We start from the raw sequence: 23951 nt of genomic DNA on the forward strand, positions 1-23951 counted from the left end.
TCCGGGCGCTGAGGCGACCGGCGTCGAGTCCGCCTCCGCGGCATCTGCGCGGACGACGGGACCTGAGGGAGCGCAGGCCAGTGTCACCAGCCCGTCAGCAGCAGGTGGTTGAGGAGCAGGGCCGGTGTCGCCTGGGCCGCCAGCCACGCGCGAGGGTGGTCGAGGAAGGCGCCGGCCGCGAGCAGCCACATCGCGAACGGCAGCCAGATCCGTTCCGTCTCCGCCTTGCTCATCCCCGAGAGGTCCGCGGTGAGCAGCATGAGCAGGGCCGCGCCCAGCAGCAGTCCCAAACGGCGCCCGGCGACGGGCGGGTCACCCCGTCCCAGCAGGAGGGTGCCCGTGCGGCGCAGGCCCGCCACCGTCGCCGGGCCCACGACCAGGACCGTGCAGGCGAGATTGGCCCACACCCAGTAGCCGTACGGGCGAAACCCTCCGGCGCCCTGGTGGTACCGCACCACCAGCAGGCGGTACGCCTCCCACCAGTCGAAGCCCGCCACGGCGAACGCCAGCGGTACCACGGCGAGCCCGGCGACCGCGTACGGGACGACCGCCCGCCGTCGTGAGCCGAGGAGCAGGACGGCGGCGGCCATCACGGCGAAGAGCGTGAGGCCGTACGACAGATGGGCCGTGAGACCGAAGAGGAGCCCGGCGGCGACGGCGGACGCCCGCGGGCGGTGCCCCGTCACCGCGAGGGCGAGGAAGGCCACGGCCCAGGCGGCGACCGCCGCGAAGTACCCGTCCGCCGACGTGCCGGCCCACACCGCGGCCGGGGCCAGGACGAGGAACGGCGCCGCGCGGCGGGCCAGGGCCTCACTCGCGAGCGTCCGTACGGTGACCAGCACTGCGGCCGACGTGGCGGCCCCCACCGTGATCACGAAAACGCCCGCCCAGGCCCCGCCGCCCAAGCCGATCCGGTCGAGGAGCACGAAGGTGAGGGTGGCGCCCGGCGGGTGGCCCGCGACGTGCGGGGGCCAGTGGTCGGGGGAGCCGAGCAGGATGTGGCGGGTGAAGTCCCGCAGGGCGCTGGGGATGTCGTCGAAGCGGTCGATGACCTGGAGGTACTCGTACCGGGTCGTCAGCCGGCGGGCGATCCCGCGATGCCAGCCGTCGACCAGGGCGAGGGAGAACGTCCACGCCGTGGCGGTGGCCCACACCGTCCACAGCAGGGGCCGCCAGGGCAGCCTCGCGGCCAGTGAGGGGCCGAAAGCCACGACGGCCACGGCGACGACGAGCGCGGCGGGGGTGCCGGGGCCGGCGTGGGGCAGCCAGTTGGCGTACAGGGGCGGCCAGCCGACGTGCAGGACGTCCTCGGCGCGCTTGATGGCGATGCCGACCAGCGCGGCTGCCACGACGAGCAGTGCGGCGGCGGCGACGGCGTACAGGTCGCGGCGGAGATCGCGGTTCACGCTCCGAGACGTTAGGCCGGAAGGCGACCTGTGCTCGCCTGACAGGCGCGGACGTCAGCGTTTCGTCATGAGTCGCACACCCACTTACGGGGTGCTCCGGATCTAGCGTCGGGGCATGGAACGGTCCCCTTCCTCGCCCGCCTTCTGGCGCAGCCCCCTGCGCGGCCCCTGGTTCACCTCCGTCCTCGGTGTGGTCCTCCTCGCCGGGATCACGGTGCTGTTCGTCACCGGGCTGCTGTCGTACGCCGCGTACAACCCGGGTCTGTCGCCGGTCAACGACAAGACCCCGGACAAGGGTGTCCTCGGCTTCTATCTGTTCCCCTGGCCGACGGATCCGCCCTGGCTGTACCGGTTCACCCAGGGCGTTCACGTGACGCTGGGGATCACGCTGGTCCCCGTCCTGCTGGCCAAGCTGTGGTCGGTGGTGCCGAGGCTGTTCCAGCTGCCTCCGGCGCGGTCCGTCGCCCACGCGCTGGAGCGGATCTCGCTGCTCCTGCTGGTCGGCGGCGTGCTGTTCGTGTTCGTGACCGGTGTGCTCAACATCCAGCTCGACTACGTCTTCCCCGGCTCGTTCTACCCCCTGCACTTCTACGGGGCGTGGGTGTTCTTCGCCGCGTTCGTGGTCCATGTCGTGCTCAGGGCGCCGACTGCCGTACGCAATCTGCGCCGGCTGCGGGCGGATGAAGCGGAAGGGGCTCCGCCCCGGGGGCCGCGGGCGGGCGACACGGCTGTGGGTGACGCGGTTGTGGGCGGCACGGGTGTGCTCGACAGGGCAGTTGGCGACACCGCCGGGGCTGTCCCGCCCCCGGTGTCGTCGCAGGAGCCCTCGCTGGTCTCCCCGGACCCGGCCGAGGCCACCGTGTCGCGGCGCGGTGCCGTGTGGCTGGTCGGCGGCGGATCACTGCTGCTGCTGGGGACGACCGTCGGGCAGAGCTTCGACGGCCCGACGCGCCGGACGGCGCTCCTCGCCCCGCACGGTGGCGCCGAGCCCGGCAGCGGACCCAACGGCTTCCAGATCAACAAGACCGCCGCGTCGAGGGGCATCAGCGCGGCGGAGACCACCGAGGAGGCATGGCGACTGGTCGTCACCGGGCCTTCGGGCACCGTCCGGCTGAGCCGCGCCGCACTGTCGGAACTGCCCCAGCACAGCGCGGCCCTGCCCATCGCCTGCGTCGAGGGCTGGTCCACCTCCGACCAGTGGTGGCGGGGCGTACGGCTGCGGGACCTCGCCGCCCTCGTCGGATACGAGCCCGCGACCGCTCCCGACGTACTGGTGGAGTCCCTCCAGCGGCGCGGCGCCTTCCGACGGGCCGCACTGCGCGCCAACCAGGTCCGCGACCCCCTATCCCTCCTCGCCCTGGACGTGAACGGCGAGCGGCTGTCCCCCGACCACGGCTACCCGGCCCGGATCATCGTGCCCGCCGCACCCGGAGTGCTCAACACCAAGTGGGTGGCCCGGATGACCTTCGGAGACCTGTGATGAGGACGTACCGCCTGCCGTTGGGCAGTCCCTTCCCACTGCTGCTCCTGGCCTGCTCGTTCGCGCTCGCCGGGTACGCGGGGGTGCGCCTGTTCGCGGACGACTGGACCGGTGTCGCGCTGTGGTTCGTGGGGGCCGCGGTGGTGCACGATCTCGTCCTGCTGCCACTGTACGCGGCCGCCGACCGTGCCCTCGTCCGAGGAGTGGCCGCCGCCGGCCCCCGGGCGAGGACGGCGACCGCGCCACCTCCGGGGCGGCGGGGCCGGGTCATGTACGTACGGGTGCCCGCCGCGCTGTCCGGGCTGCTCCTGCTGGTGTGGTTCCCGCTGATCAGCGGACGGGTGGCGGACCGCTACGAGTCCGCCACCGGGATGTCGGCGAGCGGCTTCCTCGGCCGCTGGCTGCTGATCACCGCCCTGCTGTTCGGCGGTTCGGCCCTGCTGTTCGGTGCGTCGGCGCTACGGCGGGCGTCACGGGCCCGCAGGGCCACGAAGGCGCGCCCGCCCGCCGTCCACTGATCGGCCGTCAGCCAGCCGAGCGGGCGGGCGTACCCCAGCAGCGCCGGGGTGCCGAGCCGCGCCCAAGGGAACGCGGTCTCCGTACCGGTGTCGGGCCCGGCGCCGCTCACGAGGTGGACCTCGGCGCGCTCGTCCACGTCCATCGGCACCGTCTCGGCGACCAACAGGCCACCGGGGCGCAGCAGTTGGGCCAGTCGGCGCAGGAGGGCGGACGGGTCGCCGCCGATGCCGAGGTTGCCGTCCAGGAGCAGCACGGTGTCCCAGCGGCCCTCGCCGGGCAGCGGTTCGAAAACGGAGCGGGTGAGGGCCTGGCCACCCAGCCGCCGGGTGCGGGCGACAGCGGTCCGGCTCACGTCGACTCCGAGCACGGGTCGCCCGCGGGAGGCGAGTTCCGCAACCAGCCGCCCCGGCCCGCACCCGACGTCCAGGACGGCTCCCTCGCACCGCTCCAGGACCTGGAGGTCGACGGCGTCGGCACGGGCGCACCACCGCTCCACCTCCAGGGGCAGCATCCAGCCGTCGCCGCGACGCAGGAAGAGCGGACCCCGACCGGCGCGCAGAGCGTCGGAGTAGGGGTCCGACGACCACGACGGGTCCGGCGACCGCGATGGGTCCGGCGACCGCGAAGGGCCCGCCGGCCGGGAGGGGTCCGGCGACCGCGATGGGTCCGGCGACCGCGATGGGCCCGCCGGCCGGGAGGGGTCCGGCGACCGCGATGGGCCCGCCGGCCGGGAGGGGTCCGGCGACCGCGATGGGTCCGCCGGCCGGGAGGGGTTCGAAGCCCGTGGGGGCCGGGGCGGGCGCCGCGCGGTGTCCTGTTGCTGCCCCGTCATCGGCCGCTGACCGCGCGCAGTCGGGCCAGTTCCGCCGCGAACCGGCTGTGCGGTGCGACCGCGGCGACGGCCTCGGCGTCGGCGGCCGTGTCGACGTCCCTGAGGACCGGCAGGTCACGGACGCGAAGGCCGGCCGCCGTCAACCGGGCACGCTGCACGGCACCGGTGAACGGCGTCGACATGGGCACTCCGCGCAGCAGCGCCGGGTCCGGTTGGGCGAGCCCCAGGGCCCAGAAGCCGCCGTCCGAGGCCGGACCGAAGTACGCGTCGCACCCGGCGAGGTCCACGGTCAACAGGTCCGGTGTGACCTGCGGGGTGTCCATGCCGACGAGCAGGGCGGGGCCGTCGCAGCCGGCGAAGGCCGCGGCGAGCCGTTCGTCCAGCCCACCGCCCCGCTGCGGCACGACCTCGAAGCCGGGCGGCAGCCACGGCCCCGGCTCCCCGGCCAGGACCAGGACGCGACGGCTCGCGGGCGTCGCCGCCACCGCGCGCAGGGTGTCCACGAGGGCGGCCTCGGCGAGCACCGCCGCCTCATCGGGGGTGAAAGGCGGGCACAGCCGGGTCTTCACCCGGCCCGGCCTCGGCTCCTTGGCGATGACGAGGAGCGTGGTCACCGGCGGACTCCCTCCGCCTCGGCGGGCACGGACGCCTCGTTCAGGACGCGGCTCATGTCCCGCACCGCCTGCCAGGTGCCCCGCCAGGTACCCGTCACCTTCGAGGCCCCGGTGCGCGGCCGGTACGGCACGTCGTGCTCGGTGACGCGCCAGCCCGCGTCGGCGGCGCGCACCACCATCTGCAGCGGATAGCCGCTACGCCGGTCGGTCAGCCCGAGGGCGAGGAGCGGTTCGCGGCGGGCGGCGCGCAGCGGCCCCAGATCGTGCAGGCGCAGCCCCGTACGGCGGCGCAGCATCCTGGCGAGCGCCAGATTGCCGGCCCGGGCGTGCACGGGCCAGGCGCCCCGGCCCTGCGGACGCCGCCTGCCGAGCACCAGGTCGGCCCGCCCGTCCGCGACCTCGGCGACGAAGGGGACGAGGAGGGACGGATCCAGGGAGGCGTCGCAGTCGCAGAAGCACACGATGTCGGCCGTGGCGGCGGTCAGCCCGGCATGGCAGGCCGCACCGAAGCCGCGGCGCGGCTCCCGGACCACATGTGCGCCCAACTCACGGGCGACGTCCGCCGATCCGTCGGTCGAGCCGTTGTCGACGACCAGGGCGCGCCATCCGGCCGGGATCCTGGCCAGCACCCAGGGCAGGGCCTCCGCCTCGTCCAGGCAGGGCAGCACGACGTCGACGCCCGAAGGCGGGGGAGAGGTAGTCACGGCTTTCACCCTACGAGGACGAAGTTCGCATTACGGGCGGCGCCTCCTTACGAAACGCGGACGTCGACGGCCCTTCCCGCGGCCCCCGACGTGCCGCGCCCGGCGAGGTGCGAGGCTGACCGCATGGAGCATCGCGCCGAGCAAGAACAGCAATCGAGCGGACCGGCGGCCGCGCGCGTCCTCGTGGTGGACGACGACCCCACGGTCGCCGAGGTCGTCACCGGCTACCTCGACCGCGCCGGATACACGGTGGACCGCGCCGACGACGGTCCGGCCGCGCTGGCCCGGGCCGCCGCGCACCGACCCGACCTGGTCGTGCTGGATCTGATGCTGCCCGGCATGGACGGCCTGGAGGTGTGCCGCCGGCTGAGGGCGCGGGGCCCGGTCCCGGTCATCATGCTCACCGCGCGCGGCGACGAGGACGACCGCATCCTGGGGCTGGAGGTCGGCGCCGACGACTACGTGACCAAGCCGTTCAGCCCCCGCGAACTGGTGCTGCGCGTCGAGTCCGTACTGCGCCGCGCACGCCCGGCACCCGACGCCCGCCTCCTCAGCTCGGCCGGCCTCCGCCTCGACCCGGCCGCCCGGCGCGCCACACGTGACGGCGCCGAACTCTCCCTGACGCTGCGCGAGTTCGACCTCCTCGCCTTCTTTCTCCGCAACCAGGGCAGCGCCCACAGCCGCGAGGACCTGATGCGCGAGGTGTGGGGCTGGGACTTCGGTGACCTGTCCACGGTCACCGTTCACGTCCGCCGGCTGCGCGGCAAGATCGAGGACGATCCGGCGCGGCCGCGGCTGATCCAGACGGTCTGGGGCGTCGGCTACCGCTTCGACCCCTCGCGCACACCGGTCGACGACGGGCAGCGCGCGCCGTCCGACGGCGGGAAGGGCGACGACGGGCAGCGCGCGCCGTCCGACGGCGGGAAGGACCGACGATGAACGACACCCTGCTCATCGCCCTGTACGCGTTCCTCGGCGCCGCCGGGGCCGGACTGCTGGGCGCGCTCGTGCTGCGGCCGCTGCGCCGCCGCTCGCTCACCGCGTCGCTCACCGTCGTGGCCGCCGTCGCGGTGACCGCCATGCTCGCCGGCACCCTCGCTGTCGCCTGGGCGATGTTCCTCTCCCCGCACGACCTGAGCGTCGTCACCACGGTCGTCGCCATGGCCGCCGTCGTCTCCCTGGCCACCGCGCTCCTCCTCGGCCGCTGGGTCGTCGCCCGCAGCCGCGCCCTCCAGATCGCCGCGCGGTCCTTCGGCGACGGCGGCGACTTCACCGCCCCCGACGGCCCGGCCACGGCCGAACTCGCCGCCCTCAGCGCCGAGTTGGCCACCACGAGCGCCAAGCTCGCCGCGTCCAGGGAACGCGAACGCGCCCTGGAGTCCTCCCGGCGTGAACTCGTCGCGTGGATCTCCCACGACCTGCGCACCCCGCTGGCGGGTCTGCGCGCGATGGCCGAGGCGCTGGAGGACGGCGTCGCCGCCGACCCCCAGCGCTATCTGCGGCAGATCCGCACGGAGGTCGAGAGCCTCGACGGCATGGTCGGCGACCTCTTCGAACTGTCCCGCATCCACGCGGGCAGCCTGACCCTCTCGTTCTCCCGGATGTCCCTGTACGACCTGGTCGGTGACGCCCTGGCAGGCGCCGATCCGCTCGCCCGGGAACAGGGCGTGCGGCTCGTCGGCACGCGCGTCGAGCCCGTGCCGGTCGAGGTCGACGGCAAGGAGATGAGCCGCGTCCTCGCCAACCTGCTGGTCAACGCGATCCGCCGGACCCCGGCGGACGGCACGGTCGCCGTGGCGGCCGAGCGGTCCCCGGACGGGGTGGTGCTCTCGGTGACCGACGGCTGCGGCGGCATCGCCGAGGAGGACCTGCCGCGCGTCTTCGACACCGGCTGGCGCGGCACCCACGCCCGCACGCCCCCGGCCGGCGCGGGCCTCGGCCTCGCCATCGTCCGGGGGATCGTGGAAGCCCACCGGGGGCACGCCACCGTACGCAACATCCCCGGCGGCTGCCGCTTCGAGGTGGTGCTGCCCGCCGCCGCTTCCTGATCGCGGACAGCACCACCGGTCCCAAGGGGGCATAGGTCGAGTCCGTGAAGTCCCGTCGTCCGCCCGGAGGGCAGGCGGGACTTCGCGGACACGGCCTAGGCGCCCCGCATCCCGGCCCGCGCGAACTCCGTCATCCCCTCCGCGAACGCGACCTCCGGCTTCCATCCCAGCTCGGCCCGCAGCCTGCGCGAGTCGGCGGTGATGTGCCGGACGTCGCCCAGCCGGTACTCCCCGGTGACCACCGGTTCGGGACCGCCGTGGGCGGCGGCCAGCGCCCGCGCCATCTCCCCGACGGTGTGCGGCTCGCCGCTGCCGGTGTTGTACGCGGTCAGCGCGCCCTCGGCCACGTCCGCCTCCAGCGCCACCGCGTTGGCCGCCGCCACGTCCCGCACATGGACGAAGTCCCGCCGCTGACGGCCGTCCTCGAACACCCGGGGCGCCTCTCCGCGGGCGAGCGCGGAACGGAAGAACGACGCCACCCCCGCGTACGGTGTGTCCCGCGGCATCCGGGGCCCGTACACGTTGTGGTACCGCAGTGAGAGGGCGGTGCCGCCGGTCGACCGGGCCCAGGCCGCCGCGAGATGCTCCTGGGCGAGCTTCGTCGTCGCGTACACGTTGCGCGGGTCGACCGGCGCGTCCTCCTCCACCAGCCCCGGCGTAAGGTCGGTCCCGCACGCCGGGCACAGCGGCTCGAAGCGTCCGGCCGCTAGATCGGCGGCGTCCCGAGGCCCGGGCCGCACGACACCGTGCCGCCCGCACTCGTACCGCCCCTCCCCGTACACCACCATCGAGCCCGCCAGCACGAGCCGCCGCACCCCCGCGTCCGCCATGGCGGTGAGCAGTACGGCGGTCCCCAGGTCGTTGCGGGAGACGTACTCCGGCGCATCGGCGAACCCCTTGCCCAGACCGACCATCGCCGCCTGATGGCACACGGCGTCCACACCGTCCAGCGCACGGGCGACGGCATCGCGGTCCCGTACGTCGGCACCCGCGTCCACCGCCATGTCGAACACGACCGGCTCGTGACCGCGTTCGGCCAGGACATCCACGACATGGGACCCGATGAATCCGGCACCGCCGGTGACCAGTACACGCATGCGGCCCACGCTAGGACCGGCCACCGCCCGCACCCCAGGGCCACGCCCGGCACGTCACGCTTCCGTAAGACGGCGGCGGCACGACGACGACGGTGGGACGACGGCGGCCGGGCCCGACGTAAGGATTTCGTCATCGGTTGGGCCGCGCCGAGGCGCCCCGGACTGCGTTGAATGGGAAGGCGACACGGACGCACGGACACGGACACACGGTCCGCGGAACAGGAAGAGGGAACGGCATGGGGCGCATGCGGAGGACGCCGCTGATCACCGGGCTGGCGGCGGTGGTGGTCGTGGCCCTGGCCGCCGGACTGTACTGGTTCCAGCCGTGGAAGCTGTGGCAGGACGAGACGGTGACGGAAGCCCTGCCCGGCACGGTCGGGGAAGCGCCCCGCGACCCCGTGGCGGAGCCGGAGTCGTCGGTCTCCCCCTCCGCCGCGACCGGCCCGGTGACCGTGTCGAGGGGCGAACTGATCAGCCACGAGCACACGACCACGGGCACGGTGAGGCTCGTACGGCTCGCCGACGGCACGCATGTGGTCCGGTTGGAGCGGCTCGACACCAGCAACGGCCCCGACCTGCGCGTGTGGCTGACCGACGCGCCGGTGAAGGAGGGGCGGGCCGGCTGGCACGTCTTCGACGACGGCGCGTACGTCAGCCTCGGAAAGCTCAAGGGCAACAAGGGGAGTCAGAACTACCCGCTGCCCGACGACGTCGACCCCTCCCGGTACTCCAGCGTCACCATCTGGTGCGACCGCTTCGACGTCTCGTTCGGCGCCGCCGAACTCACCACCGCCGAACCCGACGACGCCTGACGGTGCGAAGGGACCGCCTCAACGCCATCGGCGGCGGGGTGCCCGGACCACCACCCGGCCATGCGTCTTCTGGCCGACCAGCTCCACGCGCAGGGTGACCGGTGTGTCCGGACTCGTCGGAGCGGGGCGGTGCTTGACCCTGCTGTGCACCAGCTGCAGACCGTCGGTGTCGACCACGACGCCGGGCCTCGTGATCAGCTTCAGGGTCTTGCCCATCATGTTCACATCGATCCGCAGGGTGTCGTGCATGATCACCGCGTCGGTGAAGTCGAGCGTCACCGCGCAGAACGTCACCGCCAGTTCCAGTCGTCGCGGTACCACCCAGCGCCCCCGGCGCTCGACGGGGCCGCTGTGGACCTGCTCGATCCGCACCAGGTCCTTGGCCTCCGCTCCGCCCGTGCCCGCCGTGGCCGACTCGGGCAGGTCCGCGGTGAGCGGGGCCAGTTCGCCCAGCGTCCGCGCCGACAGGGCCGCCTCCAGACGCTCGTCCAGCTCGTCCGCGGTCAGCAGGCCGTCCCCCGCCGCGACACGCAGCACGTCCACCACCCGGTCACGGTCCGCGTGAGAGGCCCGCAGCTCGGGCGGCGAAACGGCGCCGGAGCGCTTCCCGGCGGGTGAGATCTCTCCCGGCATGCTTCCGTCCTGATCTGTCGAATGTCCCGGTGCGACGCGCGGGCGGCGACGCGAGGACAAGGCTAGCGTTATATCGCGATAGGGAACCAGGGGTTGCCCGCCGACCGACACCGCCCGGCTGCTCGGCGCGGCACTGGCTCGTGGGCCCCGGGTGACCATGGCCCGGCTCCGCCGCACACTGGAGGCCGACCCGTCCCCCCCCGTCACCTCGCGAGAGGCGACGAGACAGAGACGAGAACGACGAGAACATGGCACGCGGGAAGCTCAGGATCTACCTCGGCGCGGCACCGGGCGTCGGCAAGACGTACGCGATGCTGTCCGAGGCACACCGCCGGACCGAACGCGGCACCGACTGCGTGGTGGCCTTCGTGGAGCACCACGGCCGGCCGCGCACCGAGGTCATGCTGCACGGCCTGGAGCAGGTCCCGCGCCGGCAGCTGCACCATGGCGACACCGTCTGCACCGAGATGGACGTCGACGCGGTCCTCGCACGGCGCCCGCGGGTGGCCCTGGTGGACGAGCTCGCCCACACCAATGTGCCCGGTTCGCGCAACACCAAGCGCTGGCAGGACGTGGAGGACCTGCTCGCGGCGGGGATCGACGTCATATCCACGGTGAACATCCAGCACCTGGAATCGCTGGGCGACGTGGTGGAGTCGATCACCGGAGTGCGGCAGCGCGAGACCGTGCCGGACGAGATGGTACGCCGGGCGGACCAGATCGAGCTGGTCGACATGTCCCCGCAGGCCCTGCGGCGCCGGATGGCGCACGGCAACATCCACCAGCCGGACAAGGTCGACGCGGCGCTGTCCAACTCCTTCCGCCCCGGCAACCTCACCGCCCTGCGGGAGCTGGCCCTGCTCTGGGTGGCCGACCGGGTCGACGAGCACTTGACGGCGTACCGCAGCGAACACCGGGTGTCGACGATATGGGGCTCGCGGGAGCGCATCGTCGTCGGCCTGACCGGTGGCCCCGAGGGCCGCACCCTGATTCGGCGGGCCGCCCGGCTGGCGGAGAAGGGCGCGGGCGGCGAGGTCCTGGCCGTCTACATCGCCCGCAGCGACGGGCCCACCTCGGCCTCGCCCAAGGAACTGGTCGTCCAGCGCACCCTGGTGGAGGACCTGGGCGGCACCTTCCACCACGTGGTGGGCGAGGACGTCCCGGTCGCGCTGCTGGACTTCGCGCGGGGGGTGAACGCCACCCAGATCGTGCTGGGCGTCTCACGCCGCAGGAGCTGGCAGTACGTGTTCGGGCCGGGCGTGGGCGCCACGGTGGCCCGGGACTCGGGCCCCGACCTGGACGTCCATCTGATCACGCACGACGAGGCGGGCAAGGGGCGCGGCTTGCCGGTGGCGCGCGGCGCGCGGCTGGGCCGGGCACGGATCGTCGCCGGCTGGCTGGCCGGTGTCGTGGGACCCGTCCTGCTCACGCTGATGCTGCGGCTCGGGCCCGACGCAGGTCTGGCCAACGACATGCTGCTCTTCCTGAGCCTGACGGTGACGGCGGCCCTCCTCGGCGGCCTGTACCCGGCACTGGCCTCGGCCGTGCTGGGCTGCGTGCTGCTGAACTGGTTCTTCACGCCGCCCTTCCACACGCTCACGATCGCCGACCCGGAGAACATCCTCGCCATCGTGATCTTCGTCGGGGTCGCGGTGTCGGTTGCGTCGGTCGTGGATCTGGCGGCCCGGCGCACCCATCAGGCGGCCCGGCTGCGCGCGGAGTCGGAGATCCTCTCCTTCCTGGCCGGCAGCGTGCTGCGCGGTGAGACCAGCCTGGAGGCGCTGCTGGAACGCGTACGGGAGACCTTCGCCATGGAGTCGGCGGCGCTGCTGGAACGGACGAGCGACGTCGAGCCCTGGGTCCGCGCCGGCAGTGCCGGTCCGCGTCCCGCGGCGAGCCCCGAGGAGGCGGACGTCGGCATGCCCGTGGGCGACCACATGGCCCTAGCGCTGTCCGGGCGGGTGCTGCCCGCCTCCGACCGCCGGGTGCTGGCCGCCTTCGCCGCCCAGGCCGCCGTGGTCCTCGACCGGCAGCGCCTGCGCCAGGAGGCGGACCGGGCCAAGCAACTCGCCGAGGGCAACCGCATCCGCACGGCGCTGTTGGCCGCCGTCAGTCACGACCTGCGCACCCCGCTCGCCGGGATCAAGGTGTCGGTGTCGTCCCTGCGCTCGGACGACGTCGAGTGGTCCGAGGAGGACCGGGCCGAGCTGCTGGCCGCGATCGAGGACGGCGCCGACCGGCTCGACCACCTGGTGGGCAACCTCCTCGACATGTCGCGCCTGCAGACCGGCACCCTCACACCGCTCATGGGCGAGATCGACCTGGACGAGGTCGTCCCCATGGCGATGGGCGGCATACCGGACCCCGAGTCGGCCGTCGTCCTCGACGTGCCGGAGAGCCTGCCCATGGTCACCACCGACAAGGGGCTCCTGGAGCGGGTCGTCGCCAACGTGGTCGAGAACGCCGTCAAGTACAGCCCCCCGGGCGAGCCGGTCGTGGTCTCCGCCAGCGCCCTCGCCGACCGGGTGGAGGTCCGGGTGGTGGACCGCGGCCCCGGCGTCCCCGACGAGGCCAAGGACCGCATCTTCGAGCCCTTCCAGCGGCACGGCGACGCCCCGCGCGGCGCCGGTGTCGGCCTCGGCCTCGCGGTCGCCCGGGGCTTCGCCGAGGCCATGGGCGGCACCCTCACCGCGGAGGACACCCCCGGCGGCGGCCTCACAATGGTCCTGACCCTCCGTGCGGCACGGACCGGCACCGGGCTCCGACAGCCCGTACCGGCGGCGACCGCACGACCGGAACCCCTGGTACCCACCGAGAGGCAGGCCCGATGACCCGGGTGCTCGTGATCGACGACGAGCCACAGATCGTGCGCGCGCTGGTGATCAACCTCAAGGCGCGCGCGTACGAGGTCGACGCGGCGTCCGACGGTGCCACCGCCCTCCAGCTCGTCGCCTCCCGCCACCCCGATGTGGTCGTCCTCGACCTGGGGCTGCCCGACATGGACGGCGTCGACGTGATCAGGGGCCTGCGCGGCTGGACCCGCGTGCCGATCATCGTGCTCTCCGCCCGGCACACCTCCGACGAGAAGGTCGAGGCGCTCGACGCGGGCGCGGACGACTACGTCACCAAGCCGTTCGGCATGGACGAACTCCTCGCCCGGCTGCGCGTGGCCGTCCGCCGCGCCGAGCCCACCGGCGGCGACGACATCGTGGTCGAGACCGCCGCCTTCACCGTGGACCTGGCCGCCAAGAAGGTCAACCGCGGCGGAGCGGACGTACGGCTCACCCCCACCGAGTGGCAGCTCCTGGAGGTGCTGGTGCGCAACAGCGGCCGCCTGGTCAGCCAGAAGCAGTTGCTGCAGGAGGTCTGGGGGCCGTCGTACGGCAAGGAGACGAACTACCTCCGGGTGTACATGGCACAACTGCGCCGGAAGCTGGAGGCGGACCCGTCGCACCCGGAGCACTTCATCACCGAGCCGGGGATGGGATACCGCTTCGAGAAGGACGGCACGCCCCGCCGGTAGGTTCGTGTCCATGACCGTCGCACGCTCCGCCGCCCTGTTCCTCGTCGCCGCCGTCTTCGAGATCGGCGGGGCCTGGCTGGTCTGGCAGGGCGTCCGCGAGCACAAGGGGTGGGCCTGGATCGGTGCCGGCGTCATCGCCCTCGGGCTGTACGGCGTCGTCGCGACCCTCCAGAGCGACGAGAACTTCGGCCGTGTCCTCGCCGCCTACGGCGGTGTCTTCGTGGCGGGGTCCCTCGCCTGGGCCATGGTCGCCGACGGCTACCGCCCGGACCGCTGGGACGTCACGGGCGCGCTGATCTGCCTGGCGGGCATGGCCGTCATCATGTACGCCCCGCGCGGCCACTGACGCCTCCCCGGCGACGGCTCACAGCCAGTCCCGGCGCTTGAACACGAGGTACAGGCCGGCGCAGACCATGGCCATCAGCACGATCGCGAACGGGTAGCCGAGCACCCAGTGCAGCTCCGGCATGTGGTCGAAGTTCATCCCGTAGACGGTGCCGATGAGGGTGGGCGCGAAGAGGATGGCCGCCCAGCTGGAGATCTTCTTGACCTCGTTGTTCTGCGCGTGGCCCGCCTCCGCCAGGGCCTTCATCTCCTCGTTCTGGGCCTGGGTGACGAGGGTGGCGTTGACGGTGAGGATGTCACCGAGCGCCTGCCGGAAGCCGTCGACGCGTTCGGCGACGGTGGTGGCGTGGTCGGCGACGTCGCGCAGATAGCGCTGCAGTTCCTCGTTCGTGCCGTACTTCACGAAGCCGGCCTCCAGGCTGCGCATGATGGTCAGCAGCGGACGGGTGGCCCGCTGGAAGTCGACGACCTCGCGGGAGAGTTCGTAGATACGGCGGGACACCTTGGGGTCGCCGCCGAACACCTCGGTCTCGATCTCGTCGATGTCGTTCTGCAGACCGGCCACCACCGGCGCGTATCCGTCGACGACGGCGTCCAGGATCGCGTACAGCACGGCCTCCGGGCCCATCGCCAGCAGACCCGGGTCGTCCTCCAGTCGCTTGCGGACCACACCCAGGTCGGGGACCTGGCTGTGGCGGACGGTGAGGACGAACTCCGGGCCGACGAAGATGTGGATCTCGCCGAAGTCGACCTCCTCCGTCTCGTCCAGATAGCGCGCCGAGCGCAGGACGACGAACAGGGTGTCGCCGTAGCGCTCCAGCTTGGGCCGCTGGTGGGCGACGATGGCGTCCTCCACGGCCAGCTCGTGCAGCCCGAACTGGTCGGCGGCCTGCCACAGCTGCTCCGGGGTCGGGCGGTACAGCCCGATCCAGGCCATCGTCCCGGGCGCGCCGGGCAGCTGCTCGTAGATCTCCGCCAGCGAGGCGGGGGCGTCGACGCGTCGTCCCTCGCGGTAGACCGCCGCGTCCACCAGACTGCGCTCAAGCGGCACCCGCGACACCTCGTCCGGCTCCGTCCAGGCGTCCAGCGAGTGCTCGGGGGCCGGCTCCGTGGCGCCGCGGCCCGCCGGGCCGGACGCGCGCAGGGGCCACTTCCCGGCGCGGGCCGCGCGTACACGCCATTCGGACATGACGCCACCTCCGGAAGCAGGGACGGCGTGAACGAGACTAGGTGCTGTCGTCCCTCCGCGCGATGCGGCGTCCGCCGCCGTCAGCCCACGCGGATGACCATGTACGTCTCTCCCTCCGCGGGCGGACGCGTCCAGGAGCGGGTGGTGAAGGTGTGCAGTCGCCCACCGACGATCGCCTGCCGGGGCAGCGACACACCGAACTCCCCGGCCAGCGCCTCCAGCAGGGCCCGTTCCGCCCGCGTACCGTCCGCCTCGTCGCCGAAGAAGCGGACCGGGTCCAGGGCCGCGGGTATCTCCCCGCTCCGCCGTACCTCTCCCTCCGCGTAGGTGAACGCGTACTCCTCGGTTCCGTCCCGCGCCACGGAGAGATGGAAGGACGGCTGGTGATGTGCCCTCAGACCGCTCCACACCACCACCGCGCGGGTGCCCTCGGAGGCGGCCCCCGCCGGGGAGACGAAGCGCCGCCGGTCGAACGGGGCGGGCTCGCCGTCGAAGGCGAAGCTCCAGCCGGTGCCGGCCCGGCCCACCGCCATGAGCGCCCGGTCGTCGAAGGAGGAGAACTCCCCGCGGTTCTCCAGCGACCTGCGGCGCGCCTCCCACAGGTTCAGCGGTTCGCCCAACGCGGCGCCGTCCCCGTCCGCGAGCCGTGCCGGGACCTCCCACGGCTCCACCCCCTCCACCAGCACGAACCGGTACGCCCGGCGGTTGTTGCCCGGGTCCGGCTCCGCGAGCCACGTCAGGCCGCCCGGGTCGCGCCCGGCCCCGGGCGCCGGTATCGCACCGGAGTGCCCGCCCCGCGGAGTGGACAGCAGCTCCCGGCCCCGCTCCGGGGTCAGCAGCGGTCCGAGCACCGGGTCGGCCACCCACCCCATCGGAGCCAGATGGTCCGGCCCCAGCGGCTCCCACAGCGGCAGAGCGTCGGCCAACGTCCGCCAGGCGCTGTCCGTCTGCCCCCACCGCGCAAGCTCCCGAGCCCGCTCGACCGCCTCGCCGAACGGCCCCGTGGGCGCGTACCGGTACGTGCCCTTCCTGACCTGGTCCAGCGTCGCGTACGCCAGGGCCACCACGTCGTCGTCGGCGCCCCGCAGAGGGAACATCAGCGTGGAGTCGTCCCCGTAGGAGTGCGCCGCGTGCTCGGCGACCAGGGGCGGCAGCAGGTCGGGCGCGTACCGCAGGTCCGTCACCACGTCCTCGAAGTACACCATGTAGGTCTCACCGAGCAGGCGGCGTATCTGGTCACCCAGCCCGGCGGCCCGCGGTCTGCCGTACGCCTTCGCCTCGTCCAGAGCCGTCACCGCACGCCCCCAGTCGCCGCGCAGCGCCGCCGAGCGGGCCTCGTCCATCCGGGCGTCCAGGCCGCGGGTCGTGTCGTTGACGAACTCGGGCCCGCCGTCGTCCTTGCGGGCCCGCAGGCGGTGGAACTCGCGGTGCATCTCCCGCATGAACGCGCCGAAGTCCGCATGCCGCTCGGGAGGCGAGGCCAGCCAGCTGGACCACGTGTACACCGCCCATTCCCCGTTCTCGTCGACGTCCTCGGGGTCCAGGAGGACGTGGGTGACGTCGGACTCGACGTCGAGTTGCAGCCCGCGCCGCCAGAGGTCCGCCTCATGCCGCTCCTCCGGCCCGGAGTCCTCGTCCAGGTACTCCTCGAAGTCGTCCGCGAGCCCCGACGCGTTGTCGTGCCAGCGGGCCTGCTCGGTCCCCGCCAGCAGCCACACGAACCCGCCCGCGTGCCGCCAGCCGTCGCTGACCTCCAGGAACGCGCGGTACGACGGTGGCATCCGGCGCCCGAGGCGCTCCTCCATGGCGGCGATCCGCTCCTCGGACGCGGGCGGGAACCCCAGCCACCGGGTCCGGCGGGCGGTCTCGTCCTCGCCGTTCACCTCCTCGCCGTCCGGCAGGGAATCCGCCCATTCCCCGCTCCACGTCCGCAGGAAGGACTGCCAGTCGAACGCCGCGCTGCCCATGTCGGTCATGCGTCCGATGCTGCCACCCACCACTGACAGTGCCCCGTACGGCGCCCGATCGGGACAGGGGGGGAGCGCCCCGGGATTCGTGGCTTGCCCACGGGCGGAGGCGCAGCATGATGGTGTGGGGGGCGGGCCTCGTGATCGGAGGTGGATGTGGACTGGGGACGGTTCGCCGAGCAGATGGCGACGATGGCGCGGGATCTCCTGTCACAGGAGTCGGTGAGCGACACACTGGAGCGGATCACCGCGTCGGCCACCGAGCTGGTCGGCGGCTGCGACGCGGCCGGCATCCTCGTCCTGCACGACACGAAGGTGGAGACCCTCGCGCCCACCCACCAGCTGGTCACCGAGAGCGACGAACTGCAGCAGCAGCTGGGGGAGGGGCCCTGCTTCGACGCCGCCCGCAGCTCGCGGGGCGAGCGGGTCTTCCGCATCGGGGACCTCACCGCCGAGCAGCAGCGCTGGCCCGCGTTCGCGCCCCAGGCCCGCGCCCTCGGCGTGGGCAGCATGATGGGCTTCCTGCTGTTCACCGACGACGAGGACTTCGGCGCGCTCAACCTCTACTCCAGCCGGCCCGGCGCGTTCACCGAGTCCAGTGAGCTGGCCGGCTGGCTGCTGGCGTCCCACGCGGCGATCGCCTTCTCCAGCGCCCGCACGCACGCCCAGATGGCGCAGGCCCTCGCCACCCGCCACGTCATCGGGGAGGCCATGGGCATCCTCATGGGCAGCCGCCGGCTCACCGAGGAGGAGGCGTTCGACGTGCTGCGCCGCTACTCGCAGCAGAGCAACACCAAGCTCCGCGAGATCGCCCGCCGCGTGTGCGAGCGGGGCAGCCTCGACTGACTCAGGGACGGCCTGTCGACTGACGCAGGGACGGCCTGGGAGTGACTCGGGGACGGCCGGGGACTGGGCAGCCCCGATCGACTCGCGGGCGTCGGCTCCTCCGGCTCCCTGCCGAACAGGAGGAGCCTGAACCAGGGCCAGCCCCCGGGGTGCCGCTGAACCCGGCCTGCCCACCAAGTCCCCCGGCTGGGCCCCTCGACACCTGACGGAGTCCGGCATTCCCGGCCGTCCAGCCGTCCCGGGTCAGACGCCGGTCCGGACGAAGCGCAGCGTCGCCGTGATCGTGGCCGGGCCGCGCAGCATCCCCAGCTGGTTCCAGCCCATGCCGAACCGCTCCCGGTCGACGGTGAACTCGGCGTCCAGGGTGAGCCCCTCGGCGTTCGCGTCCCTCAGCCGCGCCGTGAGGGCCTGCGGCCTGCTGATGCCGCGCACGGTCAGCCGGCCGACGACGTTGACCGTGTCGCCGTCCCGGAGTTCGGCACTGCTGACGGCGAAGGTGATCTCCGGGTGGTGCTCCACGTCGAAGAAGTGGGCGGACCTCAGGTGTTGGTCACGCTTGGCGTTCCCGGTGTCCAGGGAGATCGCGTCGACGGTCAGGACGCCCACGGCGGACCCGTCCGGCCGCACCTCGCCCCGGCCGCCGACGGAGCCGAAGGTCCCCTTCACGGTGACCAGGCCCCACATCGTCCTGTGCTGGACGGCGACGGTGGATGCGGCGGTGTCGAGCTGCCACAGTCCGGTTTCCACGGCGACGGTCATGGGAGTTCTCCTGTCGGGCGGCATGAGCGAGTGGATCAAGGGCGAACTGGTCGTCCCACAAGGGCGAGCTGGTCGTCCAAATTTGCATGACCGAAGCTAGCGTGTGATTCGAATTTGGACAACCAGGTGTTCCAAAAATGGACAACAGGTACACTGGGGCCATGGCCGACCACGACGAGCACCCCGCCCACCTGCCCGAATGTCCATCCGTGCGGGATGGTGGCGGCCTGCTTCCACGCGAGCTGCACGCCTGGATGCTGCTGCTGGGCGCGACGGGTGCGGTGGAACAGCGGCTGCGCGCGGTCGTGAAGGAGCGGCTCGGGGTCTCCCACGACGAGTTCCTGATCCTCTGTCTGCTGGCCACCCAGCCCGAGGAAGGGCTGCGCATGACCCGTGTCGCGGAGCTCCTGGGGCGCCCCAAGACCCGGCTCACCTACCAGATCGCCTGCCTCCAGCACTCCGACCTGATCACCCGCGACTCGGTGTGCGGCGACCGGCGCGGCATCCGGGTCGCGCTCACCGACAAGGCCCGGCGTCTGCTGAAGGAGGCATCCGACACGCTCGCCGGGACGGTCACCGACGCGCTCGGCACGTTCATGGGGCCCGCCCAGCGCGAGGCGCTGCGGGGTCTGCTCCCGGACCTCGTCGACGAGCGTCCCGCCGAGGTGCCGGACCCGGCCTCGGCCTAGGCCGCGCGGCGCTCGGGGAGCGGTCGGCTCAGCTCGCGCGGGCGCGCAGGCGGCGGAGCATGCGGGCGTCCTCGAAGCCGACCGAGCGGGCGGCGGCGTCGACCGTGGCGCCGTGGCTGATGAGGTGCTCGGCGCGCTCCAGGCGCAGGGTCTGCTGGTAGCGCAGCGGGGTGAGGCCGGTGGCGCGGGTGAAGAGCCGGGTGAGGGTGCGCTCGCTGACGCCGGCGGCCGAGGCCAGGCCGGGCAGCGGGAGCGGCTGGTCGAAGCGGGTGTCGATGAGGTCCTGGACACGGTGCACGGTGTCGTCCAGGTGGGACCGGTGCCGGAACATCGCGCTGGTCTGCGGCTCATGGCCGTTGCGGCGGGCGTAGACGACCATGTCGCGGGCGACCCGCCCGGCGACGGCCGGGCCGTGCCGGCCGGCGACGAGGTGCAGGGCCAGATCGATGCCGCTGGCGATACCGGCCGAGGTGATCACCCGGTCGTCCGCGGTGAACAGCACGTCGCGGACGACGACCGCACCGGGATGGCGCAGGGCCAGCTCGTCCTGCACATCGTGGTGGGTGGTGCAGCGGCGGCCCCTGAGGAGGCCGGCCCGTCCCAGCGCCTCCGCGCCGGCGCAGACGCTGGCCACCGTCCCGCCCCTGGCGTGGTGGTCCCGCAGGACCTTCAGGGACGTGTCGGCGATGGCCGGCGAGTCGGCGAGGGTGACGGCCCGCCAGCCGGGCACCACGATCAGGTCCTCGGGCCCGAGGTCGGGCCAGTCGAGCCCGGCCATCAGGGGCAGCCCCTGAGCGGTGGGGACCTCGGACCGCTCGGCGACATACCGAAGGGTGTAGGGGTGCCCGAAGTCCGCCGCGGTGGAGAAGACCTGCGCGGGGCCGGCCAGGTCCAGCAGATGGACTCCGGGCACCAGGAAGAACACGACGTGGCTCACGATCCGGTCATCATGCCGGAAGGCCCGCGGCGGCCTCCAGCCCGTCCACCGTCGCGATGGTGGCGAAGCGTCCCGCGAGGGCGTACTCGGTGCGCCGGATCACCTCGTCGGCCGGCAGGGTGCGCGGGTCGGCGAGCAGTTCGGCGACGCTCTGGTCGGCGGGGGCGTCGCGGTGCGGGATCGGGTCGGTGGCGGTCGCGTCGACGACGAAGGTGACCAGGTGGCCGAGGTCGCAGGCGACGCGGGCGGTGGTCTCCACGCACTGTTCGGTGCGGATGCCGCAGAGGACGAGTTCGCGGATCCCGCGCGCCGTGAGGAGTTGCTGCAGGTTGGTGGTGGTGAAGGCGTTGTGCGAGGTCTTGTGGATCAGCGGCTCGCCGTCCTGCGGGGACTCGACCTCCTCCAGCAGCCGGACATGGCCGAGGGCCGGGTCGAAGGCGCCGCCGGTGCCGGGCTCGGAGTGCAGCACCCACACCACCAGGTCCCCGGCCCGGCGGGCCAGCCGGACCAGCCGGTTCACCTTGTCGGCGATCTTCGGGTCGGAGATCGCCTCCCACAGGGGACGGGCGCGGAAGGACTCCTGGACATCGATGACGATCAGTGCTCGGGTCATGCCCCCACCCTCGTCCGTACGGCCCGCCCCCCGACAGGCCGCATCGGGTCCGGAAGCGGACCGATCCGGTCAGCGGCCCCGATCGGCGGGAAGGCGGTTGCCCGTGCAGGCGCCTTCCCCAGGTGCCGCTCACGCTGTCGGTGGGGCCGTGGATCATGAGCCGTATGACCGATGAGCGATACTCCCGGCTTGCCGTCGAGCACCTTCCCGGCGAACTTGTTCAGCGCTGGACAGCGCTCCTGCGCCCCTGCGTACGCCTGCGCCGGGCCGAGGCCGACGAGCCGACCGCGGCGGTCCTCGGCGGGGCCCCGGAGCTTCCGGCCGGGGCCGTCTGGCCCGAGTGACCCGGACACGGGCCCCTGTGGTTCGTCGCTTCCGTGCGGTGTGCCGCGCTGCCCCGGGACGGGCTCGCCGAGGAGTTTCCCCGGGACGGGACCCTGCTCTTCTTCTCCTTCGACGGCCAGGCGGACGAAGACGCCTTCGTGTCCGTCGACGACCCCGCGGCCCGGGCCGCGGCCCAGGTGCTGTACGTCCCGGAGAACACCCCCGTCCACCCGGCGGAGTCGCCCTCCGTCCTGGCGGCCTTCCCGCGCGTGGCACTCGGCGCGGACACCGGGCAGAGCGCGCCGGACCTGTGGCTGCCCCAGGCCCGGCGGGCTCTCCTCGGCGACACCCGGCCCTGGCCCCACCCCTGCGACACACCGGCCGAGCTGACACCGTTCGTACGCGCCTTCCGGCGCCTGCGCACCCGGATCGACCACCAGATCGGAGGTCACGCCGTGCCGGTCCAGGGCCCCGTGGAGTACGAGATCGCGAACGGGGTGGTCGGCGGCGTGCACGCGTGGGGCGACCCACCGCTGGACCAGGAAGCGGAACGATGGGTCCTGCTCGCCCAGTTCGGCGGCGACAGCGACGCGAGGACGACCTGGGGCGGCGACGGCACCCTCTACTGGCTCATCCGCTCGGACGACCTCGCCGCCCACCGGTTCGAGCAGGCCAGGCTCACCGTGCAGGTCTGACCGGTCTCCCCGCGCATGTCCCTCAGGAGCCGGGCAGCCACAGGTCGGGGCCGAAGACCTCGTAGCGGATGGCGCGGGCCGGGACCCCCGCGTGCAGCAGCTGGGCGCGCACCCCCCGCATGAAGGGCAGCGGCCCGCACAGGAACACCGTGCCGTCCACGGGTGGTTCGAGCCCGTCGAGGTCCATCAGCCCGGTCCGGACGTCCTGGTCGGCCTGACCGGTCTCGTCGGGGCGCTCGTACCAGAAGACCGCGCGGGCACCCGGCAGGCGGTCGACGAGTGCGCGGGTCTCCGCGCGCAGGGCGTGGTCGGCGGGGGAGCGGTCGGCGTGCAGGACCAGGACCGGGCGGGCCGAGCCGACGGCGGCGAGATGGGCCATGATGCCGGTCATCGGCGTGCAGCCGATGCCCGCTGAGACGAGCAGGACCGGGGTGGTGGCGTCGGCCGGGTCGTCGAGGAAGACATCGCCGAACGGTGCGGAGAGGGTCAGCTCGTCGCCCGCGGACACCTGCTCGTGCAGCAGCGTGGACACCTCGCCGTCCGGCGCGCCCTCCGTCGCGCCGACCCGCTTCACGGTGATCCGCCGCAGACCGTCGCCCGGATCGGAGGAGAGGCTGTACTGCCGTACCTGGTGCACACCGTCCGCCATGCGCGCCCGGACGCTCACGTACTGGCCGGCCCTGGCCCGCGGCGCGGGTCCGCCGTCGGCGGGGCGCAGCAGGAAGGAGACCGTGTCCGGGGTCTCCGTACGGCGCTCGACGACCGTCCACGGCCGCCACACCTCGCCGGGCGCCACCCCCGCGTCCTGGTACAGCCGGGCCTCCCGGCCGATCAGCGCGCCCGCCATCAGCCAGTACACCTCGTCCCAGGCCGCCGCGACCTCCGGGGTGACGGCGTCGCCGAGCACCTCTGCTATGGCGCCGAAGAGGTACTTGTGGACGATCGTGTACTGGTCGTCGGTGACCCCGACCGCCGCGTGCTTGTGCGCGATCCGGTCCAGGAGCGTGTCCGGACGGGTGTCCGGGTCGTCCAGCAGCGCGGTCGCGAACCCGGCGATCGACCCGGCCAGGGCCCGGCGCTGCGCGCCGCTCGCCTGGTTGCCGCGGTTGAACATGCCATCGAGCAGCTCGGGGCGGTCTCTGAACATGGCGCCGTAGAAACGTGCCGTGATCTCGTCGAGCGCTCCGGCGACCGCGGGGAGGGTGGCTCGGATGACGGCGGCGGACTCTTCGGACAGCATGAGGGCTCCCGGAAAGGGCGGAGGAGGTGGGATCGGCGCCGCGTCCCATCGGGCGCCGGTCTTCTGTGTATCAGGCAACGGCCCGCGTTTCGGGGCCGTTCGCCCGTCACCGGCGAAGTAGGGACCAATGGCCCCATGGAGTCGGGAGCATCGGCCCCACGGCCCCGACCCACCCGGGCCCGTGCGGCCCCGGTCCCGCGCGGGCGTGCGGCCCCGGTCCCGTGCGGTCTCGGTCTCGTGGCGGTCCCCGCCCATCCGGTCCGTGCGACCCGGCACGGCTGCCGAAGAGTCCTGGCGAGGGGTCGGGTCCTCGGCGGGCGCGCGGTCAGCGGGGGCCGAGTTCACGGCCGGTGACCATCTCGGGCGCGATCCGCACGGACCGGGGCCCGTGCCCTCCGGCTCACCCGGGCTCGTGCGGTCCCGGCCCACCCGGGCTCGTGCGGTCCCGGCCCACCCGGGCTCGTGCGGCCCCGGTCCCGCGCGGGCGTGCGGCCCCGGTCCCGTGCGGTCTCGGTCTCGTGGCGGCCCCGGCCCATCCGGTCCGTGCGACCCGGCACGGCAGCTGAAGAGTCCTGGCGAGGGGCCGGGTCCTCGGCGGGCGCGCGGTCAGCGGGGGCCGAGTTCACGGCCGGTGACCATCTCGGGCGCGATCCGCACGGACCGGGGCCCGTGCCCTCCG

At 73.4% G+C, this 23951-nt stretch carries 23 protein-coding genes; 11 read left to right on the forward strand and 12 right to left on the reverse strand.

Translation table 11 applies throughout. The features are described 5' to 3' along the window. Positions 1–83: 83 nt before the first annotated feature. Positions 84–1406 carry a hypothetical protein gene (locus ACZ4Z2_RS32440; RefSeq protein WP_468080912.1) on the reverse strand — a complete coding sequence of 441 codons (1323 nt, stop codon included), beginning with the start codon at positions 1404–1406 and terminating at the stop codon, positions 84–86. Positions 1407–1521: 115 nt separating this feature from the next. Between ACZ4Z2_RS32440 and ACZ4Z2_RS32445 the strand changes: the two genes are divergently transcribed. Further along, entirely contained in the window at positions 1522–2886 is a 1365-nt protein-coding gene (locus ACZ4Z2_RS32445; protein ID WP_468080914.1) for a molybdopterin-dependent oxidoreductase, read from the forward strand. Positions 2887–3238: 352 nt separating this feature from the next. Here ACZ4Z2_RS32445 and ACZ4Z2_RS32450 read toward each other — a convergent pair whose 3' ends face one another. Genes ACZ4Z2_RS32450 through ACZ4Z2_RS32460 form a run of 3 tightly spaced genes read right to left on the reverse strand, consistent with a single transcriptional unit; the run spans position 3239 to position 5564 of the window. Further along, on the reverse strand, positions 3239–4237 hold the full coding sequence (locus ACZ4Z2_RS32450) for a class I SAM-dependent methyltransferase (protein WP_468080915.1): 999 nt from the start codon (positions 4235–4237) through the stop codon (positions 3239–3241). After that, a complete protein-coding gene (locus tag ACZ4Z2_RS32455) occupies positions 4234–4851 on the reverse strand; it encodes a TIGR04282 family arsenosugar biosynthesis glycosyltransferase (protein WP_468080917.1) in 618 nt (205 codons plus the stop codon). Before ACZ4Z2_RS32455 ends, ACZ4Z2_RS32450 begins: the two co-directional genes overlap by 4 nt. Then, entirely contained in the window at positions 4848–5564 is a 717-nt protein-coding gene (locus ACZ4Z2_RS32460) for a glycosyltransferase family 2 protein (protein ID WP_468080919.1), read from the reverse strand. Before ACZ4Z2_RS32460 ends, ACZ4Z2_RS32455 begins: the two co-directional genes overlap by 4 nt. Before the next feature lie 114 nt (positions 5565–5678). On the opposite strand from ACZ4Z2_RS32460, the gene ACZ4Z2_RS32465 reads away from it, so the two are divergent. Further along, positions 5679–6494, forward strand: coding sequence for a response regulator transcription factor (locus ACZ4Z2_RS32465; protein ID WP_468080920.1), 816 nt, complete (start codon positions 5679–5681; stop codon positions 6492–6494). Further along, positions 6491–7603 (forward strand): sensor histidine kinase, encoded by a 1113-nt coding sequence (locus tag ACZ4Z2_RS32470; protein WP_468080921.1) that lies wholly within the window; start codon positions 6491–6493, stop codon positions 7601–7603. The genes ACZ4Z2_RS32465 and ACZ4Z2_RS32470 overlap by 4 nt, the downstream gene beginning before the upstream one ends. Positions 7604–7698: 95 nt before the next feature. On the opposite strand, the gene ACZ4Z2_RS32475 is transcribed toward ACZ4Z2_RS32470, so the two are convergent. Beyond that, a complete protein-coding gene (locus tag ACZ4Z2_RS32475; protein ID WP_468080922.1) occupies positions 7699–8700 on the reverse strand; it encodes an NAD-dependent epimerase/dehydratase family protein in 1002 nt (333 codons plus the stop codon). A gap of 236 nt (positions 8701–8936) precedes the next feature. Here ACZ4Z2_RS32475 and ACZ4Z2_RS32480 point away from each other — a divergent pair, with 236 nt between their 5' ends. After that, complete coding sequence (locus ACZ4Z2_RS32480) at positions 8937–9512, forward strand: DM13 domain-containing protein (RefSeq protein ID WP_468080923.1); 576 nt, start codon at positions 8937–8939, stop codon at positions 9510–9512. Positions 9513–9530: 18 nt separating this feature from the next. On the opposite strand, the gene ACZ4Z2_RS32485 is transcribed toward ACZ4Z2_RS32480, so the two are convergent. Beyond that, positions 9531–10145 (reverse strand): DUF1707 SHOCT-like domain-containing protein, encoded by a 615-nt coding sequence (locus ACZ4Z2_RS32485; protein ID WP_468080925.1) that lies wholly within the window; start codon positions 10143–10145, stop codon positions 9531–9533. A gap of 248 nt (positions 10146–10393) precedes the next feature. On the opposite strand from ACZ4Z2_RS32485, the gene ACZ4Z2_RS32490 reads away from it, so the two are divergent. The 3 genes from ACZ4Z2_RS32490 to ACZ4Z2_RS32500 are packed head-to-tail and all read left to right on the forward strand — an operon-like array spanning position 10394 to position 14014. Continuing rightward, positions 10394–12976 carry an ATP-binding protein gene (locus tag ACZ4Z2_RS32490; RefSeq protein ID WP_468080927.1) on the forward strand — a complete coding sequence of 861 codons (2583 nt, stop codon included), beginning with the start codon at positions 10394–10396 and terminating at the stop codon, positions 12974–12976. Beyond that, the gene (locus tag ACZ4Z2_RS32495) at positions 12973–13668 is read left to right on the forward strand and encodes a response regulator (protein ID WP_468080928.1); all 696 of its coding nucleotides are present in this window, start codon (positions 12973–12975) and stop codon (positions 13666–13668) included. Before ACZ4Z2_RS32490 ends, ACZ4Z2_RS32495 begins: the two co-directional genes overlap by 4 nt. Before the next feature lie 10 nt (positions 13669–13678). After that, complete coding sequence (locus tag ACZ4Z2_RS32500; RefSeq protein WP_468080929.1) at positions 13679–14014, forward strand: YnfA family protein; 336 nt, start codon at positions 13679–13681, stop codon at positions 14012–14014. Between the two features lie 18 nt (positions 14015–14032). Here the strand turns inward: ACZ4Z2_RS32500 and ACZ4Z2_RS32505 are convergent, their stop codons facing one another. Both ACZ4Z2_RS32505 and ACZ4Z2_RS32510 read right to left on the reverse strand, forming a co-directional pair. Then, the gene (locus tag ACZ4Z2_RS32505; RefSeq protein WP_468080930.1) at positions 14033–15202 is read right to left on the reverse strand and encodes a magnesium and cobalt transport protein CorA; all 1170 of its coding nucleotides are present in this window, start codon (positions 15200–15202) and stop codon (positions 14033–14035) included. A gap of 80 nt (positions 15203–15282) precedes the next feature. Next, complete coding sequence (locus tag ACZ4Z2_RS32510; RefSeq protein ID WP_468080931.1) at positions 15283–17178, reverse strand: SMI1/KNR4 family protein; 1896 nt, start codon at positions 17176–17178, stop codon at positions 15283–15285. A 147-nt stretch (positions 17179–17325) separates the two neighbouring features. On the opposite strand from ACZ4Z2_RS32510, the gene ACZ4Z2_RS32515 reads away from it, so the two are divergent. Continuing rightward, positions 17326–18015, forward strand: coding sequence for a GAF and ANTAR domain-containing protein (locus tag ACZ4Z2_RS32515; protein ID WP_468080933.1), 690 nt, complete (start codon positions 17326–17328; stop codon positions 18013–18015). Between the two features lie 243 nt (positions 18016–18258). Here the strand turns inward: ACZ4Z2_RS32515 and ACZ4Z2_RS32520 are convergent, their stop codons facing one another. Then, positions 18259–18774, reverse strand: a complete 516-nt coding sequence (locus tag ACZ4Z2_RS32520; RefSeq protein WP_468080934.1) for a YceI family protein — start codon at positions 18772–18774, stop codon at positions 18259–18261. Positions 18775–18935: 161 nt separating this feature from the next. Between ACZ4Z2_RS32520 and ACZ4Z2_RS32525 the strand changes: the two genes are divergently transcribed. Further along, the gene (locus tag ACZ4Z2_RS32525) at positions 18936–19463 is read left to right on the forward strand and encodes a MarR family winged helix-turn-helix transcriptional regulator (RefSeq protein ID WP_468080936.1); all 528 of its coding nucleotides are present in this window, start codon (positions 18936–18938) and stop codon (positions 19461–19463) included. Positions 19464–19491: 28 nt separating this feature from the next. On the opposite strand, the gene ACZ4Z2_RS32530 is transcribed toward ACZ4Z2_RS32525, so the two are convergent. Both ACZ4Z2_RS32530 and ACZ4Z2_RS32535 read right to left on the reverse strand, forming a co-directional pair. After that, a complete protein-coding gene (locus tag ACZ4Z2_RS32530; RefSeq protein ID WP_468080937.1) occupies positions 19492–20400 on the reverse strand; it encodes a GlxA family transcriptional regulator in 909 nt (302 codons plus the stop codon). 10 nt (positions 20401–20410) lie between these two features. Beyond that, positions 20411–21013 (reverse strand): cysteine hydrolase family protein, encoded by a 603-nt coding sequence (locus ACZ4Z2_RS32535; RefSeq protein ID WP_468080939.1) that lies wholly within the window; start codon positions 21011–21013, stop codon positions 20411–20413. Positions 21014–21177: 164 nt separating this feature from the next. Between ACZ4Z2_RS32535 and ACZ4Z2_RS32540 the strand changes: the two genes are divergently transcribed. After that, a complete protein-coding gene (locus tag ACZ4Z2_RS32540) occupies positions 21178–21357 on the forward strand; it encodes a hypothetical protein (RefSeq protein WP_468080940.1) in 180 nt (59 codons plus the stop codon). A 15-nt stretch (positions 21358–21372) separates the two neighbouring features. Then, positions 21373–22032, forward strand: coding sequence for a DUF1963 domain-containing protein (locus tag ACZ4Z2_RS32545; RefSeq protein WP_468080945.1), 660 nt, complete (start codon positions 21373–21375; stop codon positions 22030–22032). A gap of 22 nt (positions 22033–22054) precedes the next feature. Here the strand turns inward: ACZ4Z2_RS32545 and ACZ4Z2_RS32550 are convergent, their stop codons facing one another. Next, a complete protein-coding gene (locus ACZ4Z2_RS32550; protein ID WP_468080941.1) occupies positions 22055–23272 on the reverse strand; it encodes a globin domain-containing protein in 1218 nt (405 codons plus the stop codon). Between the last annotated feature and the right edge of the window lie 679 nt (positions 23273–23951).

It is taken from the genome of Streptomyces sp. NPDC030183 (genome assembly GCF_055573455.1).

What these genes read in the sequence shown, in the direction of transcription:
- ACZ4Z2_RS32445 (WP_468080914.1), top strand. Translation starts at nt 1,522, where the DNA reads ATGGAACGGTCCCCTTCCTCGCCCGCCTTCTGGCGCAGCCCCCTGCGC.
- ACZ4Z2_RS32450 (WP_468080915.1), bottom strand. Translation starts at nt 4,237, where the DNA reads ATGACGGGGCAGCAACAGGACACCGCGCGGCGCCCGCCCCGGCCCCCA.
- ACZ4Z2_RS32465 (WP_468080920.1), top strand. Translation starts at nt 5,679, where the DNA reads ATGGAGCATCGCGCCGAGCAAGAACAGCAATCGAGCGGACCGGCGGCC.
- ACZ4Z2_RS32470 (WP_468080921.1), top strand. Translation starts at nt 6,491, where the DNA reads ATGAACGACACCCTGCTCATCGCCCTGTACGCGTTCCTCGGCGCCGCC.
- ACZ4Z2_RS32475 (WP_468080922.1), bottom strand. Translation starts at nt 8,700, where the DNA reads ATGCGTGTACTGGTCACCGGCGGTGCCGGATTCATCGGGTCCCATGTC.
- ACZ4Z2_RS32480 (WP_468080923.1), top strand. Translation starts at nt 8,937, where the DNA reads ATGGGGCGCATGCGGAGGACGCCGCTGATCACCGGGCTGGCGGCGGTG.
- ACZ4Z2_RS32485 (WP_468080925.1), bottom strand. Translation starts at nt 10,145, where the DNA reads ATGCCGGGAGAGATCTCACCCGCCGGGAAGCGCTCCGGCGCCGTTTCG.
- ACZ4Z2_RS32490 (WP_468080927.1), top strand. Translation starts at nt 10,394, where the DNA reads ATGGCACGCGGGAAGCTCAGGATCTACCTCGGCGCGGCACCGGGCGTC.
- ACZ4Z2_RS32495 (WP_468080928.1), top strand. Translation starts at nt 12,973, where the DNA reads ATGACCCGGGTGCTCGTGATCGACGACGAGCCACAGATCGTGCGCGCG.
- ACZ4Z2_RS32500 (WP_468080929.1), top strand. Translation starts at nt 13,679, where the DNA reads ATGACCGTCGCACGCTCCGCCGCCCTGTTCCTCGTCGCCGCCGTCTTC.
- ACZ4Z2_RS32505 (WP_468080930.1), bottom strand. Translation starts at nt 15,202, where the DNA reads ATGTCCGAATGGCGTGTACGCGCGGCCCGCGCCGGGAAGTGGCCCCTG.
- ACZ4Z2_RS32510 (WP_468080931.1), bottom strand. Translation starts at nt 17,178, where the DNA reads ATGACCGACATGGGCAGCGCGGCGTTCGACTGGCAGTCCTTCCTGCGG.
- ACZ4Z2_RS32520 (WP_468080934.1), bottom strand. Translation starts at nt 18,774, where the DNA reads ATGACCGTCGCCGTGGAAACCGGACTGTGGCAGCTCGACACCGCCGCA.
- ACZ4Z2_RS32525 (WP_468080936.1), top strand. Translation starts at nt 18,936, where the DNA reads ATGGCCGACCACGACGAGCACCCCGCCCACCTGCCCGAATGTCCATCC.
- ACZ4Z2_RS32535 (WP_468080939.1), bottom strand. Translation starts at nt 21,013, where the DNA reads ATGACCCGAGCACTGATCGTCATCGATGTCCAGGAGTCCTTCCGCGCC.
- ACZ4Z2_RS32540 (WP_468080940.1), top strand. Translation starts at nt 21,178, where the DNA reads ATGACCGATGAGCGATACTCCCGGCTTGCCGTCGAGCACCTTCCCGGC.
- ACZ4Z2_RS32550 (WP_468080941.1), bottom strand. Translation starts at nt 23,272, where the DNA reads ATGCTGTCCGAAGAGTCCGCCGCCGTCATCCGAGCCACCCTCCCCGCG.